This is a genomic window from Burkholderia sp. 22PA0106 (genome assembly GCF_047497155.1).
Lineage (GTDB): Bacteria > Pseudomonadota > Gammaproteobacteria > Burkholderiales > Burkholderiaceae > Burkholderia.
Window position 1 is genome coordinate 841,950 of record NZ_CP163162.1, and the last position, 15,824, is coordinate 857,773.

The following is a 15,824-nucleotide window of genomic DNA, read 5'->3' on the forward strand; positions in this document are numbered from 1 at the left end:
GATGGAAATCCAGGTCAACAACCTCAGGGTGAAGTTCGCGTCGCCGGCCGGCGAAGTGGAGGCCGTCAAGGGCGTGTCGTTCCGGCTCGGCCAGGAGAAGCTCGGCATCGTCGGCGAATCGGGTTCGGGCAAATCGCTGACGGCGCGCTCGATCCTCAAGCTGCTGCCGAGCCGCGCGACGATGTCGGCCGAGCAACTGAGCTTCGACGGCATCGATATCCAGGCCGCCGACGAAGCGCAGATGCGCCGGATTCGCGGCAAGCGCGCGGGCCTGATCATGCAGGACCCGAAGTATTCGCTGAACCCGGTGATGAGCGTGGGCGCGCAGATCGCCGAAACCTGGCGCGCGCATCGCGGCGAGGGCCGCAAGGCCGCGTTCGAGGCCGCGCTCGATTTGCTCGATCAGGTGAAGATCCGCGACCCGCGCCGCGTGGCGGCCGCCTATCCGAACGAGCTGTCGGGCGGCATGGGCCAGCGCGTGATGATCGCGATGATGCTCGCGCCCGATCCGGAAATGCTGATCGCCGACGAGCCGACCAGCGCGCTCGACGTCTCGGTGCAGGCCGACATCCTGCGGCTGCTCGAAACGCTGGTGGCGCAGCGCGGCATGTCGCTGCTGCTGATCAGCCATGACTTGCCGCTGGTTTCGCGCTTCTGCGACCGCGTGATGGTGATGTACGCGGGCCGGGTGGTCGAGGAACTGAAGGCGAGCGAACTGGCGCAGGCGCGCCATCCCTATACGCGCGGCCTGCTCGAATGCATGCCGTCGCTCGCGCGCCCCCGCGCGCGGCTGAAGACACTGGAGCGGAGCGCGGCATGGAGCGAATGATCGAAGTCGAGAACCTGGACGTGCGGTTCGGCCCGTATCAGGCGGTCAAGCGCGCCTCGTTCACGGTGGGCAAGGGCGAGGCCTTCGGGCTGGTCGGCGAGAGCGGCTCGGGCAAATCCACCGTGCTGCGTGCGCTGGCCGGGCTGAACGGCGACTGGAGCGGCACGCTGCGCATTGGCGGGCGGGCGGAAGGCGCGAAGCGCAGCAAGGCGTTCTATCGCGACGTGCAGATGGTGTTTCAGGACCCCTACGGATCGCTGCACCCGCGCCAGACGATCGACCGCGCCCTCAGCGAGCCGCTGGCGATCCACGGCCTGGGCGACGTGGACAGCCGCGTGGCGCGCGCACTGAGCGAGGTGGCGCTGCCGCTGTCGGTGCGTTTTCGCTATCCGCATCAATTGTCGGGCGGCCAGCGCCAGCGCGTGGCGATCGCGCGCGCGCTGATCGCCGGGCCGAAGGTGCTGCTGCTCGACGAGCCGACCAGCGCGCTCGACGTGTCGATCCAGGCCGAGGTGCTGAACCTGCTCGCCGACCTGCGCGTGTCGCTCGGGCTCACCTACATCATGGTGGGCCACAACCTGGCAGCGGTGGCGCACCTGTGCGAGCGGATCGCGGTGATGCAAAACGGCGAGATCGTGGAAACGCTCTCGGCCAATGATTTGCGCGAACGCCGCATCGCCACCGACTACACGCGACGCCTGCGCGAGCTGAGTGACGACATCGAGGATCCGTTCGCCACTGAATCGCACTGACGTTCCGGGCGGCGCGACGCGCTCGCGCCGATTTTCATTTTCAACGAATTCATATCACTTAGTTATGCAAACTGAATTGGATGTGCGTCAAGTCCTGGACCAGGCGATCGCCTGGGACAATCACGGTTGCATGCCGCTGCGTGCGGACGACGATTTCCTGCCGCAGCTCGAGCGTTATCGGCAGGCGGGCTATTCGGTCGTGACGCTCAATATCGGCATGGACCTGAATACGATCAACGAGGCCGTCGGCACGCTCGCCCATTTCCGCAACTGGGTCAAGCGTCACGCCGACCGTTTCCTGCTGATCGGTGGCGTGGCCGACATCGAGCGCGCCAAGGCCGAGGGGCGGCTCGGCATCTGCTTCGACATCGAGGGCGCGGGCCTGCTGGGCGGGCAATTGAGCATGGTCGAGATGTACGCGGAGCTGGGCGTGCGCTGGATGCTGATGGCCTACAACCGCAACAACGACGTGGGTGGCGGCTGCCTGGACGATGACACGGGGCTGACCGCGTTCGGCCGCAGCGTGATCGACGAGATGGCGCGAGTGGGCATGGTGCCGTGCTGTTCGCACACCGGCTGGCGCACCGCGCGCGACGTGCTCGATCACGCGCGCGGGCCGGTGATCTTCTCGCATTCGAATGCGCATGCCGTATACGAGCATCCGCGCAACATTCCCGATGAACTGATCGTGGCCTGCGCGCAGTCGGGCGGGGTGGTGGGGATCAACGGCATTGGCCGCTTCGTCGGCAAGGATGCGCAGGGCGATCTCGACAGCCGCAACGAGGCGATCTTCCGGCATCTCGATCACATGGTCGAACTGGTCGGCCCCGATCACGTGGGCCTCGGCTTCGACTACGTGTTCGATATCGAGGAACTGGTGTCGTTCTACACGTCGCGTCCCGACCTGTTTCCGCCGTCGCGCGGCTATCCGACGCCCGCGCCGATGGTCGAGCCGGAGCGTCTGCCGTCGCTGGTGAGGATGCTGTTCGACAAGGGTTACCCGGCCGATGCGATCGTGAAGATTCTCGGCGTCAATCACCTGCGCGTCGCGCGTCAGGTGTGGAAGTGAGGGTCTGACAAAAGGCCGCGAACGACCGGTTTTCCGGCGCTTCGCGGCCTCCCGAATTGGCAAGCTGTTGTTCCTGAAAGCCGTTCCGTCAGACCGCTCGAATTAATTCGGGATACTAAATTCAAATCCACCCCGAAGCGATGCGGAACACCGGATCGGTCGTTACCCACACTGGAGATCACCATGAAACGGAAAATCATTTCGGCCGCCGCGCTGCTGATGGCGTTGGGCGCGGCATCCGCCGCGCATGCGCAAAGCTCGGTCACGCTGTACGGCATCATCGATGCGGGCATCGGCTTCACGCATAACGTCGCCAGCGCGGCCGACAAGAGCCGCAACGCCAATCAGGTTTCGTTTACCAACAGTCAGTTGATCGGCAACCGCTGGGGCCTGCGCGGCCGTGAAGACCTCGGCGGCGGCCTGCAGGCGGTGTTCGTGCTGGAAAGCGGCTTCCGGCCCGGCACCGGCGCGCTAGGGCAGGGCGGCCGGGAGTTCGGGCGTCAGGCCTACGTGGGGATCGGCAGCCAGGCGTGGGGCACGGTCACGCTGGGCCGTCAGTACGATGCGCTGAAGGATCTGCTGCAACCGCTGTCGGCCGACAACGTGTGGGGCACCGTGAACGTGACGCCGGGCGATCTCGACAACTACGACAACAGCGGGCGCGTCAGCAATGCGATCAAGTACACGAGCCCGTCGCGCGACAACCTGAAGCTGGTCGCGATGTACGCGTTCGGCGGCGCGGCCGGCGACATCAGCATGGGCCAGACCGCCGCCGTGGCGGGCACCTACAAGTTCGGCGGGGTGACGCTCGGCGCGGGCTACTACATCGCGAAATTCAATCCGGGCAATACCGCGTTCAACACGTCGGACGTGATCAACAACTCGCTCGCGAGCGGCGCCTACGCGCTGGCGGCGCAATCGCTGCAGATCGCGCGGGCGGTGGCCACCTACGACATCGGCGGCCTCACGGTGGGCGCGGGCTACAGCAATACGCGCTACAAGCCGGCCGTTGCGCTGCAAACGGCGTTTTCCGAAACCGAGGCCTTCAACGCGTGGTCGGCGTTCGTCAACTACAAGTTCACCCCGGCCGTCATCGCGGGCCTTTCGTACAGCTACACGAATTCGAACGGATCGCAGTCCGCGCATTACAACCAGCTGGGCGCGGGCGCGCAGTATCTGCTGTCGGTGCGTACGTCGTTGTACGCGCTGGTGGGCTATCAGCGCTCGGCTGGGCAAACCTTGAGCGGCAAGCTCGCGGTGCCGGCCACGGCGTCGATCGGCGATGGCGGCTTGCAGTCGGCGAGCGGCTCGCAACTGGGCGCCTACTTCGGCATCACGCATCGCTTCTGACCTGCCTGCCGCCGCCTGCCGCCGCTTACGACGCGATCGAGATCAAGTCGGCTTCCTTGAACGACAACGCGGTGGCTACCGCGGGGATCACCTGCCGCGTGAACGCTTGCACGATCAGGCCGCGCAATTCGTCGGCGAGCGGGCCGAGGTCGTTCTCGCGATACAGCAGGTAGAACGTGCGCGACAGGTCCGGGTAGGGCTTGTCCTTGCGCCGGAACGCGCCGAGCGGCAGCACCCGAAGCTGCGGAATATGGTGGCGCGCCTGCCAGATGCAGAGCGGCGTGGTGAGGGCGAAGCCCAGGCCCGATCCGACCATGCTCAACAGCGGCTCGGTCGTGTCGAATTCGCAGGTGTTCTCGATCGCGTCGCCGTTTGCGCCCAGGTAGGCCTCGATGGCCCGGCCGTTGTTGCTGCGCGCCGAGTAGCGGATCAGCGGCAGCGTTCGCGCCAGCTCGGCCAGCGAACCGGGCTGGCCGGTTTCGGCGGACGCCGGCAAGACCGCCACGAACGCTTCCGAGAACAGCTTCACGCGCCGGATGCCGGCCGTGGCCGGGCCGCCGACCGGCGTGATGGCGATGTCGACCTGGCGCTGTTCCAGTTCCTGCTGAAGCAGGTCGGCCGAGCCGGACCACAGGCGGATCTGGTGCGCCACCGAGGACAGCGCGCGAATGATGATCGGCCCGCCGGTGGCGGCGAACGAATCGACGCAACCGATGCGCACCACCGGCCGCCGCGAGCGCGAGATGCGCCGCACCGCTTCCATCATCTGATCGGCGCCGCGCAGCAGCCCGCTGGCGTGTTCGAACAGCCGATCGCCGGCCGGCGTCGGGCGCGCCGGGCGGCTGGTGCGATCCAGCAGCAGCGTGCCCATGATTTCCTCGAGCAGCTTGATGCGTTGCGAGACGGCTGCTTGCGAGATGCCGAGCTTGCGCGAGGTGTCGGCAAAGGAGCCTGTCTGGATCAGCGTGACCCAGGTGAGCAGCGGCTCCCATTCGGGATAGCGTTGGGGCGATGGCTCGGCCATGTCGATACCGGGAAGAGGTCGGGCACGCCCCGGCGCGTTGCGCGGCGTGGGCGCGCCATCATACCGTGGCCATAATCCGGCCGATGCCCGTGTAATCCATGTACAACGGGCACGCCGCACCATCAGGCATGCCGCGCTACACTATTAGAATTCCTGATACTAGGTACACCTATGCTGTTTTCCTGAACCTGTCGCCCTACACTCGTTTCCACGGCGCATCGCCAGACATGGCCGATAGGCGCCGCCTTGGAGACCGGAGACGATGGTGAACAGACAATTACTTGAAGACCTGCCGCTGCGCCCCTTTCATGTCGGGGTGGCCTTCAGTGGAACGGGCGGGCAATTCAGCGACGGCTTCGTGCTCGGCATCATCGGCATTGCCGTCAGCATGGCGGCCGGCCCGCTGCATCTCGATGCGGTGTGGATGGGCCTGCTTGGCGCGGCCTCGCTGGCGGGCTTGTTCTTCGGCAGCATGCTGGCCGGGCCGATCGCGGATCGTTACGGACGCCGTACGATTTTCGCCTACGACATGCTGCTGTTCGCGGTGGTGTCCGCCGCGCAGTATTTCGTGACCTCGCCCACTCAATTGCTGGTGCTGCGCGTGATTCTCGGGTTGATTCTCGGCGCCGATTACGTGGTCAGCAAATCGCTGGTGACCGAATGTTCGCCGCGCCGCTATCGCGGCCGCCTGCTCAGCGTGCTCGCGGCGGCATGGGCCGCCGGCTACGTGGGCGCCTATCTGGCCGGCTTCACGATGAAGGACATCGGGCCGGACGCGTGGCGCATCATGCTCGCCGCGAGCGGCGTGCCCGCCTTGCTGATCCTGCCGTTCCGCCTGATCGTGCCGGAATCGCCGATGTGGCTCATGAAGCGCGGCCGGGCCGACGAAGCACGCGCCATCATCGCGCGCCGTTTCGGGCCGAACGTGATGCTGCCCGAGCCGGCCGCCGTGCCGCAGGCGCATCGCGGCGCCTGGGCCGAGCTGTTCTCGCCGCGCTGGCGCCGCAACACGCTGGTCGGCTGCGTGTTCTACGCGTGCCAGGTGATTCCCTATTTCGCACTCGGCACGTTCGCGCCGAAGGTGCTCGAAGCGCTGCACGTGAAGGACAAGTTCCTCGGCGGCCTCGTCTACAACGTGCTGATCCTGGCCGGCGCGGTGATCGGCCTGCTGCTGATCGACCGGATCTCGCGCCGCCAATTCCTGATCGGCACGTTCTATCTGGCGGCGCTGGGCCTCGCCGTGCTCGCCTACGGCAACTTCGGGCCGGTCGGCACCATGCTCGCGTTCGGGCTGTTCGCCTGCGTGCTGTCGGCGGCCGCGAACCTCGAATTCGTCTATCCGCCCGAGCTGTTCCCCACCCACCTGCGTGCGTCCGGCGTGGGCCTGGCCGTCGCGTCGAGCCGCTTCGGTTCGGCGATCAGCACGTTCCTGCTGCCGCTCGCGGTGCAGCACGTGGGCGTGCATGCGGCGCTCGGCGCCTGCGTGGCCGTGCTGCTGTTCGGCGGTGTCTTCTGCCACAAGCTGGCGCCGGAAACCGGCCGCGACAACCTTGCCGACATGACGGACGACAATCCCGCGGCCAGCGCATCGGCACACGGCACGTCCGCCGGCGTGAACCCCCATCGAACCCGAGCCTGACCGGCAACGCAAGCGCGTGCCGCACGGGCTTCCACCAGGAACCGAGATGCCGCTGAACAAACCGATCGATATGCATGCCGTCCACGTGTTCGTCGCCGTGGCCGAGGAGGGCAGCATGTCGGCCGCCGCGACGCGCATGGGCATGTCGCAATCGGGCGTCTCGCAGATCGTCCGGCAACTGGAAGAGGAACTGGGCGTGGTGCTCGTGAACCGCACCACGCGGCCGCTCACGCTGACGCCGTTCGGCATCGCGCTGCGCAACCGGGGCGCGGTGTTGAGCGAGGAAATCGCCAACCTCAAGGCGCAGGTGGTGGAGGCCGGGCGCGGCATCAAGCCGGACCTGCGCATCGGGCTGGTCGATTCGTTCGCCTCGACCTGCGGCTCGGTGTTCACCAAGGCGCTGCTCGGCAAGGTGTCGCAACTGTCGATCCGCACCGGCCTGAGCCCGCAGCAGGGCGAGGCGCTGCTGCGGCGCGATCTCGACCTGATCGTGACCAGCGACCCGCTGATCGACGCGAACGACGTGGTGCGCTACCGGTTGTTTTCCGAGCGCTACTTCGTCATTACGCCGAAGGAGTTTCGCAAGCCGGTGCGCAATGTCGACGAGTTGCGCGAGTTGGGCGCGCGCCTGCCGATCGTGCGCTTCAACCGCTCGTCGCAGGTCGGCCTGCAGATCGACCGCTATCTGCGCCGCATCGACCTGCGGCTGCCGAACCGGCTCGAACTGGACAACGCCGACGCGCTGACCTCGATGGTGGCCGAGGGCATCGGCTGGGCGATCACCTCGCCGATGTGCCTGCTGCAAGGCATCACGCATGCATCGAACGTGGCCGTGCATGTGGTGGAGAAGCTGGAGCTGGAGCGCTCGCTGTACCTGGTGGCGCGCCGCGACGAATACAACGCATTTTTCGATGATGCCTGCGATACCGCGCACGGCGTGATCGAGACGTCGTTCCTGCCGAGGGTGAAGGCCGTCGGCAAACAGATCGAACAACTGATCAGCTTAGGAAACAGGGAAACTTATGAGTGAGCAGAACCAGGCCGGACAACGTACCGAGCGCGATTACGTGGGCGACGTGACGATTCCCGGCGACCGGCTGTATGGCGTCAACACCGTGCGCGGCGTCGACAACCTGAGCGTGTCGCCGTTGAGCATCGCCCACTATCCGGCGTTTCGCGATGCGTTCGCCCAAGTGAAATGGGCCGCCGCGCTGGCCAATCGCGACAACGGCGTGATCGGCTCGGCGCAATGCGACGCCATCGTGCAGGCGTGCCGGGAAGTGATCGAAGGCCGCTTCGACGCGTCGCTGGTGGTGGACCTGATGGAAGGCTCGGGTGGCACCTCGACCAACATGAATTTCAACGAGGTGATCGCCAACCGCGCCCAGCAGATTCTCGGGCACCCGGCCGGCAGCTATGAAGTCGTGCATCCGAACGATCATGTCAACCGTTCGCAGTCGACCAACGATGCGTATCCGGCCGCGCTGAAGATCGCGACCTACGCGATGTTCGCGCCGCTGATCGACGAGGTGGCGCAGCTCGCCGCGCTGTTCGACGCCAAGGCCGCCGAGTTCGCCGGCATCCTGCATCTGGGCCGCACCTGTCTTCAGGATGCCCAACCGATGCGGCTCGGCCAGGTGTTCGGCGGCTACGCGGCGCTGACGCATCGCCTGGCCGACGAGCTTGCCGCCGTGCGCGACAAGCTGCGCACGCTGCCGCTCGGCGGCACCGCGATCGGCACCGGCTTCGGCGCGCCGGCCGGCTATCGCGCCGCGGCCTACACGCATCTGCGCGAAGTCACCGGCGTGAATTACGAAGCGCCGGCCAATTCGTTCGACGCGATGCAGAACATGGACGTGTTCTCGCGCGTCTCGGCCGAACTGCGGACCTGCGCCGTGTCGCTGGCCAAGATCGCCTCGGACCTGATGGTGTTGTCGTCCGGCCCGGTGGGCGGGCTGGGCGAACTGCGCCTGCCCGAGGCGCAGGCCGGCTCGTCGATCATGCCGGGCAAGGTGAACCCGGTGCTGCCGATGGCGATGATCCAGTTGAGCTTCGCGGTGGTCGGCAACGACGTGGCCGTGGCGCAGGCCGTGCAATACGGCGAACTGGAAATCAACCACTTCGAGCCGGTGGTGGCCTCGCGCGTGTTCGACAGCATCGCACTGCTGACGAATGGCATCGCACGCTTCGCGCGGAAATGCGTGACGGGCATCCAGGCCGACGCGGCGCGCAACGAGCGGCATCTGATCGAATCGATGGCGGTGGCTACCGCGCTGGTGCCGAAGATCGGCTATGCGCGCGTCAGCAAGCTCGCGCGTCAATCGGTGGCCGAAGGGCGCCCGCTTGTCAGCATTCTGGAAGAAACGGGGCTGCTGTCGAAGCAGGACACGCTGAAGGAAATCGACGTGGCGTCGCATCCGGTGTTCGGTGCGTAAGATGGCAGCCTGGCGATAACGGCCCGCGCCCGCCCGGAACGGTTCCGGGCGGGCGTGCCCATGGTGGAGCGAACGATCGGCATGTTGGGAAAAGACGAAGTATTGACGTGGCTGGCGCAACGCGGCATTCCGTTTGCGTACGAGCAGCATGACGCCGTGCTCAACATGGCCGAGTCGGGCCTGTTGACGCTGACGCTCGACGGCGCGCGTTGCAAGAACCTGCTGCTGCAGGACAAGAAGGGCCAGTACTTCCTGGTGGTCACCACGTCGAACAAGGCGCTCGACCTGGGGGCGGCGGCCGAGGCGATCGGCAGCAAGCGGCTGTCGTTCGCGTCCGGCGACCGCTTGTTCGAACTGCTCGGCATTCGCACCGGCTCGCTGAGCCCGCTCGCGCTGGTCAACGACGACGCGCGGCGCGTGCGCCTGATTCTCGATACCGACCTCGAAGGCGAACCCGTTTTCCTGTTTCATCCGCTGGAGAACACGGCGAGCGTCGCACTGTCGCGCGCGGCGCTCGATGCGTTCCTGGCGAGCCTCGACCGGCCGGGCGAATGGCTGGCGTTGCCGGCGCGCGTGGCGGCAGGCGAGTGAGGCGTTGCGGGAGCAGTTGCGCGGTGGTTCAGACGTAGCACAAACTTCTGCCACATATCCTCACAGTCACGCCACAATTGCCGCCGTATTCCGCGTACGATTAGCACATCGAGGTCAACTGCTTTGAGCCTCGTACCTTATCTAAGGTGTTAGCCGGTGGATCGATTGTTCGGTCCCCCGGCATTTTTTTGTCCATCGAAAATAGCCGGTTTCAACACCTCCTCGGCCCATTGGCGGAAGCTTGTCCGACCGATGATCGCGGTGGCGCGCGACGCTGCGTTGTCCATCCCTTCTTCCTTGGCGCGCAGCATGTCGACGAAACCTTGTGCGAACGCCTCGGTGAAACCGCGACCGATGCAAGCCTGCTTGTATGCTTCGTAGGACTGACGTTCGTATTGCACCGGTTTCCCGATCGTCTCCGAGACGATCGCCGCAAGTTCGCCATACGAAAGTTCTTCCGGACCGAGCACGGCAATGTCCTCCTGGCCCGACCACGAGCGATCGAGCAGCAGCCCGGCGGCGGCGAGGCCGGAATCGCGCGTCGCGGTGTGGGGCAGCTTCCGGTGCGGGTCGATCGGCCCGACCATCTTGCCGTGACGGATGGCTTCGATCTGCCGCAGCGCGTTGTCCATGAATGCCGGCAGGGCGAGCCCGCGAACCGAGGCCCCGGTCTGCCGCATCAGATCGACCATCCGGATCGAGCCGGTAACATTCCCCGCGCGATCTTGCCACTGCGTGCCACGCCCCAGCGTGGTGACGGCCACCACATGCGCGACGCCATGCCGACGTATTGCGTCTGCCGCCGGCCGGGCGAAGTCGACCGTGGCGGCATCCGGTGTTGCCGATGGCGTGGGTGGGCACAGCCAGAAAACCGCATCGGCCCCGCGCAAGGCCCGATCGACGATCGTGGCGTCGCCGTGAGACCCTTCGAAGATATCGACGCGTTCGCGAACAGCCGGTGGCAGCGTGTTGGCGTCGCGCACGATCAGGCGCACTGCCGCGTGGGCGTCGAGCAGGTGCCGAACGACATGACGGCCGATATTTCCGGTGGGGGTAGTGACAACGATCATGGCGCCTCCAATGAAAATGGAAGCCTACCTGCCGTGCAATCGTCGAGCTATAGTCCATCGTCGCTGATTTCTTCGCAATCGTCCGAGCACCGTGGACCCACTCTCCGAAATCCTCTCGATTCTCAAGCCCGAAAGCTTTCTGACCGCCGGCGTCGATGCAGGCGGCGCATGGGCCATCCGTTTCGGCAGCCGGCCCGGCACGATCAAGTGTCATGCGGTGATAGCCGGCGCATGCTGGCTGGCGATGGACGGTATCGACCACGCGGTCCGCCTGACGGAAGGCGACTGCATCATCCTGCCGGCCGGGTTGCCCTTCACGCTGGCCAGCGATCTCGCCCTGCATCCGGTGCAGGCGCGAGACGTGTTGGCCGGCATACAACCGGGCGATGTCCTCGTTCACAACGGCGGCGGCGGTTTCGCGTTTGTCGGCACGCGCTTCGAAGTCGATGCGCGCGAAGCCGGAAGTCTGCTCGGCACGTTGCCGCCGTTGATTCATCTGCATCAGGCCGAAGATCGTGCCGCCATGCACTGGTGCATTCAACACATGATGATCGAGGTGCAACCGGGAAGGCTGGGTGGCGCGCTTGCGGCGCGTCATCTGGCGCATTTCATATTGCTGCAGGCTTTTCGATTGCATCTGTCTCGGCAGGCGACCGAACGGGTCGGTCTTTTATATGCGCTTGCCGATCCGCACGTCGGCAAGGCGATTGAAGCGATGCATCTCGATGCGGCGCATCGCTGGACCATTGCCGAGTTGGCCGACCATGCAGGCCTGTCGCGATCCGTTTTCGCGCAGCGATTTCGGGAGCGGGTCGGCGAAACGCCGATTGCCTATCTGACGCATTGGCGCATGCGGTTGGCGAAAGACAAGCTGCTGAACAGCCGCGAGACGCTTGGACAGATCGCGGCCGCACTCGGCTACGAATCGGAGAATGCGTTCAATACGGCATTCAAGCGGGTGGTGGGCTGTTCTCCGCGTCGCTATGCCCGGACTGACGTGGACGGCCTGAATACGCCGGATTGATGGTTCGTTGGATGGGCGGCCCGGAAGGCGATGTGCCGGTCCCGGCGGCGCGATGTCGAAATTGGATGGAACGGTGTCGCAAGCGTACTAGCCCGGGCCGGGCTTTTGGCATAACGTGAACGCCTTCTCATCCGACCGCCTGGAACCGACATGTCCGACTTCATCACCGTTTTGCGCGAAACCTGCCCCGTTCCCGTTGTCGACGCCACGAAGTGGAAGCGCATCGGCGGCGATCCGCACACCGTGAATCTCAACGCGTATCTTTCCAAGGACGGCAGCAAGATCATGGGCACGTGGATCTGCACGCCGGGCAAGTTCGAAGTGAACTACGAGAAATGGGAGTTCTGCCACTTCCTCGAAGGCTATTGCATCATCACGCCCGAAGGCGAGGCGCCCGTGCATCTGAAGGGCGGCGACGTGTTCGTGATCGAGCCAGGCATGAAGGGCACGTGGGAGGTGGTGGAGACGGTGCGGAAGTATTTCGTGTTTGCCTGAACGAAGCATCGCGGTTCGATTCCGGGCGGCGTTCGGCTGCGAACGGTGCGCCGATCGCGGCTCGGAACCTATCGACAATCGATCACCGAGGATCGGCGTCGAGCGTCGATGCGGACCAGCCGAATGCCGCCTTCATATGGCCGACTTCTTCGGTCGGCGATCGACCGAATTCCCGCTTGAATTCCCGGCTGAATTGCGAAGGGCTTTCGTAGCCGACCGTGGCGGACGCCGCGGCGGCTGTCAGGCCGGTGCGGATCATCAACAGGCGCGCCTGGTGCAAGCGCGTCGATTTCAGATATTGAACCGGCGTCGTGTGAGTCACGGCCTTGAAATGGCGGTGAAACGTCGGCACGCTCATGCCGCTTTCATGGCTCAAGCTGTCGACGTCGATACGCTTGTCGTAATCGCTGTGGATGCGGCGAAGCGCCCGTGCAATCTGCGAGAAATGGCCGGTCGTCGCAAGCGACGCACGCATGGCATCGCCTTGCTCGCCGGTCAGCACCAGGAAGCATAGCTCGCGCACCACGAGGGGGGCGACGATTCGCGCCTCCAGCGGCGAGCCGAGCGCTTCCAGAAGACGAAGCAGCGTTCTTGAAAGCCGATCGTTCAAGGGTGTGGAATAAATGCCTCGCGGCGTCGCGGGTGCTTGGCTGCCGGGCGTATCCACGTCGAGCATCAGATCCGCAGTGACGCTGGCATCGAGGCGAACGGTGACGGCGAGAAACGGCTCCTCGGGGCTCGCTTCCGTTTCCGTGGAAAACGGCAGCGGTACCGAAAGCACGAGATAGTGATGGGTGTCATAGAGAAAGACCTCATCGCCCAGGAAGCCGCGCTTGCGGCCCTGACAGACGAGCACGATGCTCGGTTCGTACAAAACCGGCGTGCGGCCGAGCGAGCGGTTGGCACGAACAAAGCTGACCGCATCCAGCATCGACGCCGTATATCCCTCGTTGGGCGCGAGCCGTTCGATCTGCCTGACGATTTGCTTCTGCCGTTCCGGCATCTTCTCTCCCGCGTTTTTCACTGACCCTCGCCAATATAGGCGATATGCGAGGCCGGGATGCCCGTTTGATACTTATAGGCAAGAGTCCGAGAACCACAGCCATGGCTCGTCGAAAATCCGGCAGGTACATTCGTTTTCACGATTTCGAACCCTGATCGTCAGGTGACTCGGTAAATCGATTTTCGAGGAAACGACCATGCAGGATATCAACGAGGTTGAAGGAAAAGTCGCGATCGTCACCGGCGCGGCCAGCGGCATTGGACGTGCCATCACCGATCTTCTCGTGGCACGCGGCGCCTGCGTGGTGGCCGAGGATATCGATCCCGCCGTCGAAGCGCTGGCCGGGCCGCATGTCGTGCCGCTGGTTGCCGATATCTCGGCCGACGGCAGCGCGGAAAAAGCGGTGGCGCTTGCCGTTGAACGGTTTTCCCGGCTGGATCTGCTCGTCAACAACGCCGGCATCATCATCAACAAGCTCGTGGTGGACATGTCGCGCGACGACTGGGAGCGGATCATGAGCGTCAACGTGACAGGCGCCTTCCTGCACTCGCGCGAAGCCATGAAAGCGATGATGCCGCGGTGCTCCGGCGCCATCGTCAACGTGGCGTCCTATGCGTCGTATTTCGCATTCCCGACGATTGCCGCCTATACCGCATCGAAAGGGGCGCTTGCGCAATTGACGCGAACGCTTGCGCTGGAGGCGATCGAGCACGGCATCCGGGTCAATGCCGTGGGTTCCGGCGATGTCCTCACCCACATCCTCGATCACGTTGCGCCCGACGGCAACGGCGCCGCCGCGCTGGCGGCTCACGGAGAACGTGCGCCGATTGGACGCGCGGCGCATCCCGGGGAAATCGCGGAGGTGGTGTTGTTCCTTGCCTCCGGGCGAGCCAGCTTCATGGTCGGATCGGTCGTGATGGCCGATGGCGGCATGAGCGTGAAGGCAGGCGCCTGAGCGTGAAAGGGGCGGATCGCGGCGAGCGGTGGTGCCGGAGAAGTCCGCCAAACGTATCGATTTCACGCTCCTTCCAAACTAACTGGATAGCATTCCCCCACCAACCGGATAGCCGCCGCAAATAGTCCGGTTTCTAATGCATCTCGTCCCCCACCCGCTTCCCACAACCTGGCCGAGATGCCATTGGAGATGCAATCGTGAACGCTGAAATGAACCCGGTCCGCTGGCGAGATTTCGTCAGCGGCTGCATCGACTTTCGTCCGGACGACGGCATCTATCGCATTGCACGCGAGATGTTCACCGAGCCGGAGTTGTTCAATCTCGAGATGGAACTGATCTTCGAGAAGAACTGGATCTACGCGTGCCACGAAAGCGAGATTTCGAAGCCCAACGATTTCATCACGATACGCGCGGGCCGCCAGCCGTTGATCGTCTCGCGCGACGGCAACGGCGCGCTGCACGCGATGATCAACGCCTGTCAGCATCGGGGCGCCACGCTCACGCGCATGAGCAAGGGCAACCAGTCCACCTTCACGTGCCCGTTCCATGCGTGGTGCTACAAGAGCGACGGCCGCCTCGTCAAGATCAAGGCGCCGAACGAGTACGGCGACGATTTCGACAAGGCCGGGCGCGGCCTCAAGAAGGCGCGCATCGCGAGCTACAAGGGCTTCGTGTTCGTCAGCCTCGATGCGCAAGGCACCGATACGCTGGAAGATTATCTCGGCGACGCCCGCGTGTTCCTGGACATGATGGTGGCGCAATCGCCGACCGGAGAACTCGAAGTGTTGCCCGGCAGGTCCACCTACACGTTCGACGGCAACTGGAAGCTGCAGAACGAGAACGGCCTCGACGGCTATCACGTCAGCACCGTGCATTTCAACTACGTGGCGACGGTCCAGCACCGCCAGGAAGAGAACCTCAAGAAGGGCGCCGGCGGCAGCGCAACGCTCGACTACAGCAAGCTCGGCGCGGGCGATACCGAAACCGACGACGGATGGTTCGCATTCCGAAACGGCCACGCATTGTTGTTCAGCGACATGCCCAATCCTGCCGTGCGCCCCGGCTACGCGAGCGTGATGCCGCGCCTCGTGGAAACGCATGGCCAGAAAAAGGCGGAGTGGATGATGCACCGCCTGCGCAATCTGAACATCTATCCGAGCCTGTTTTTCATGGATCAGATCAGCTCGCAATTGCGCATCGTGCGTCCGATCAGCTGGAACAAGACGGAGGTGATCAGCCAGTGCATCGGCGTGAAGGGCGAATCGGACCAGGATCGCGAAAACCGCATCCGGCAGTTCGAGGATTTCTTCAATGTGTCGGGCATGGGCACGCCCGACGACCTCGTGGAGTTTCGCGAGCAGCAGCGCGGTTTCCAGGCGCGCCTGGAGCGCTGGAGCGACATCTCGCGAGGCCACCAGAAGTGGGTGGCGGGCATGACGGTCAACGCCGAACTGCTCGGTATCGCGCCGGCGCTGACCGGCACCGAGCTGACGCACGAAGGCTTGTACGTCAATCAGCATGGTGCCTGGCGCGACGCGCTGCTCAAGCGTCTCGGTGCAATGACCGCCGATCGTCAGGAGGCCTGAAC

General features: G+C 64.7%; 15 protein-coding genes. 12 read left to right on the plus strand and 3 right to left on the minus strand.

Going from position 1 to position 15,824, the window contains the following annotated elements:
• The first annotated feature begins 1 nt into the window (after window position 1).
• The 4 genes from AB4850_RS03665 (at window position 2) to AB4850_RS03680 (ending at window position 4,000) form a co-directional block, all read left to right on the plus strand.
• Window positions 2–829, plus strand: a complete 828-nt coding sequence (locus AB4850_RS03665; protein ID WP_414441250.1) for an ABC transporter ATP-binding protein — start codon at window positions 2–4, stop codon at window positions 827–829.
• On the plus strand, window positions 826–1,581 hold the full coding sequence (locus AB4850_RS03670; protein ID WP_414441949.1) for an ABC transporter ATP-binding protein: 756 nt from the start codon (window positions 826–828) through the stop codon (window positions 1,579–1,581). Before AB4850_RS03665 ends, AB4850_RS03670 begins: the two co-directional genes overlap by 4 nt.
• 82 nt (window positions 1,582–1,663) lie before the next feature.
• Entirely contained in the window at window positions 1,664–2,650 is a 987-nt protein-coding gene (locus AB4850_RS03675; protein WP_414441251.1) for a dipeptidase, read from the plus strand.
• Between the two features lie 183 nt (window positions 2,651–2,833).
• On the plus strand, window positions 2,834–4,000 hold the full coding sequence (locus AB4850_RS03680) for a porin (RefSeq protein WP_414441252.1): 1,167 nt from the start codon (window positions 2,834–2,836) through the stop codon (window positions 3,998–4,000).
• A 25-nt stretch (window positions 4,001–4,025) separates the two neighbouring features.
• Here AB4850_RS03680 and AB4850_RS03685 read toward each other — a convergent pair whose 3' ends face one another.
• Window positions 4,026–5,024, minus strand: coding sequence for a LysR family transcriptional regulator (locus tag AB4850_RS03685; protein WP_414441253.1), 999 nt, complete (start codon window positions 5,022–5,024; stop codon window positions 4,026–4,028).
• A 262-nt stretch (window positions 5,025–5,286) separates the two neighbouring features.
• Here AB4850_RS03685 and AB4850_RS03690 point away from each other — a divergent pair, with 262 nt between their 5' ends.
• The 4 genes from AB4850_RS03690 (at window position 5,287) to AB4850_RS03705 (ending at window position 9,689) form a co-directional block, all read left to right on the plus strand.
• A complete protein-coding gene (locus AB4850_RS03690; RefSeq protein ID WP_414441254.1) occupies window positions 5,287–6,663 on the plus strand; it encodes an MFS transporter in 1,377 nt (458 codons plus the stop codon).
• Between the two features lie 46 nt (window positions 6,664–6,709).
• The gene (locus AB4850_RS03695) at window positions 6,710–7,693 is read left to right on the plus strand and encodes a LysR family transcriptional regulator (protein WP_414441255.1); all 984 of its coding nucleotides are present in this window, start codon (window positions 6,710–6,712) and stop codon (window positions 7,691–7,693) included.
• On the plus strand, window positions 7,686–9,098 hold the full coding sequence (locus tag AB4850_RS03700; protein WP_414441256.1) for an aspartate ammonia-lyase: 1,413 nt from the start codon (window positions 7,686–7,688) through the stop codon (window positions 9,096–9,098). The genes AB4850_RS03695 and AB4850_RS03700 overlap by 8 nt, the downstream gene beginning before the upstream one ends.
• Window positions 9,099–9,179: 81 nt before the next feature.
• Window positions 9,180–9,689 carry a prolyl-tRNA synthetase associated domain-containing protein gene (locus AB4850_RS03705; protein WP_414441257.1) on the plus strand — a complete coding sequence of 170 codons (510 nt, stop codon included), beginning with the start codon at window positions 9,180–9,182 and terminating at the stop codon, window positions 9,687–9,689.
• A gap of 149 nt (window positions 9,690–9,838) precedes the next feature.
• Here AB4850_RS03705 and AB4850_RS03710 read toward each other — a convergent pair whose 3' ends face one another.
• Window positions 9,839–10,759, minus strand: a complete 921-nt coding sequence (locus tag AB4850_RS03710) for an NAD(P)H-binding protein (protein ID WP_414441258.1) — start codon at window positions 10,757–10,759, stop codon at window positions 9,839–9,841.
• 91 nt (window positions 10,760–10,850) lie between these two features.
• Between AB4850_RS03710 and AB4850_RS03715 the strand changes: the two genes are divergently transcribed.
• Window positions 10,851–11,783, plus strand: coding sequence for an AraC family transcriptional regulator (locus AB4850_RS03715; RefSeq protein WP_414441259.1), 933 nt, complete (start codon window positions 10,851–10,853; stop codon window positions 11,781–11,783).
• Window positions 11,784–11,933: 150 nt separating this feature from the next.
• Entirely contained in the window at window positions 11,934–12,278 is a 345-nt protein-coding gene (locus AB4850_RS03720) for a cupin domain-containing protein (RefSeq protein WP_414441260.1), read from the plus strand.
• Window positions 12,279–12,360: 82 nt separating this feature from the next.
• On the opposite strand, the gene AB4850_RS03725 is transcribed toward AB4850_RS03720, so the two are convergent.
• Window positions 12,361–13,281: an AraC family transcriptional regulator gene (locus AB4850_RS03725; RefSeq protein WP_414441261.1), complete on the minus strand. Its 921-nt coding sequence runs from the start codon at window positions 13,279–13,281 to the stop codon at window positions 12,361–12,363.
• 196 nt (window positions 13,282–13,477) lie between these two features.
• Between AB4850_RS03725 and AB4850_RS03730 the strand changes: the two genes are divergently transcribed.
• A complete protein-coding gene (locus AB4850_RS03730) occupies window positions 13,478–14,236 on the plus strand; it encodes an SDR family NAD(P)-dependent oxidoreductase (RefSeq protein ID WP_414441262.1) in 759 nt (252 codons plus the stop codon).
• A gap of 209 nt (window positions 14,237–14,445) precedes the next feature.
• Window positions 14,446–15,822 carry an anthranilate 1,2-dioxygenase large subunit gene (antA, locus tag AB4850_RS03735; protein ID WP_414441950.1) on the plus strand — a complete coding sequence of 459 codons (1,377 nt, stop codon included), beginning with the start codon at window positions 14,446–14,448 and terminating at the stop codon, window positions 15,820–15,822.
• Window positions 15,823–15,824 lie beyond the last annotated feature (2 nt).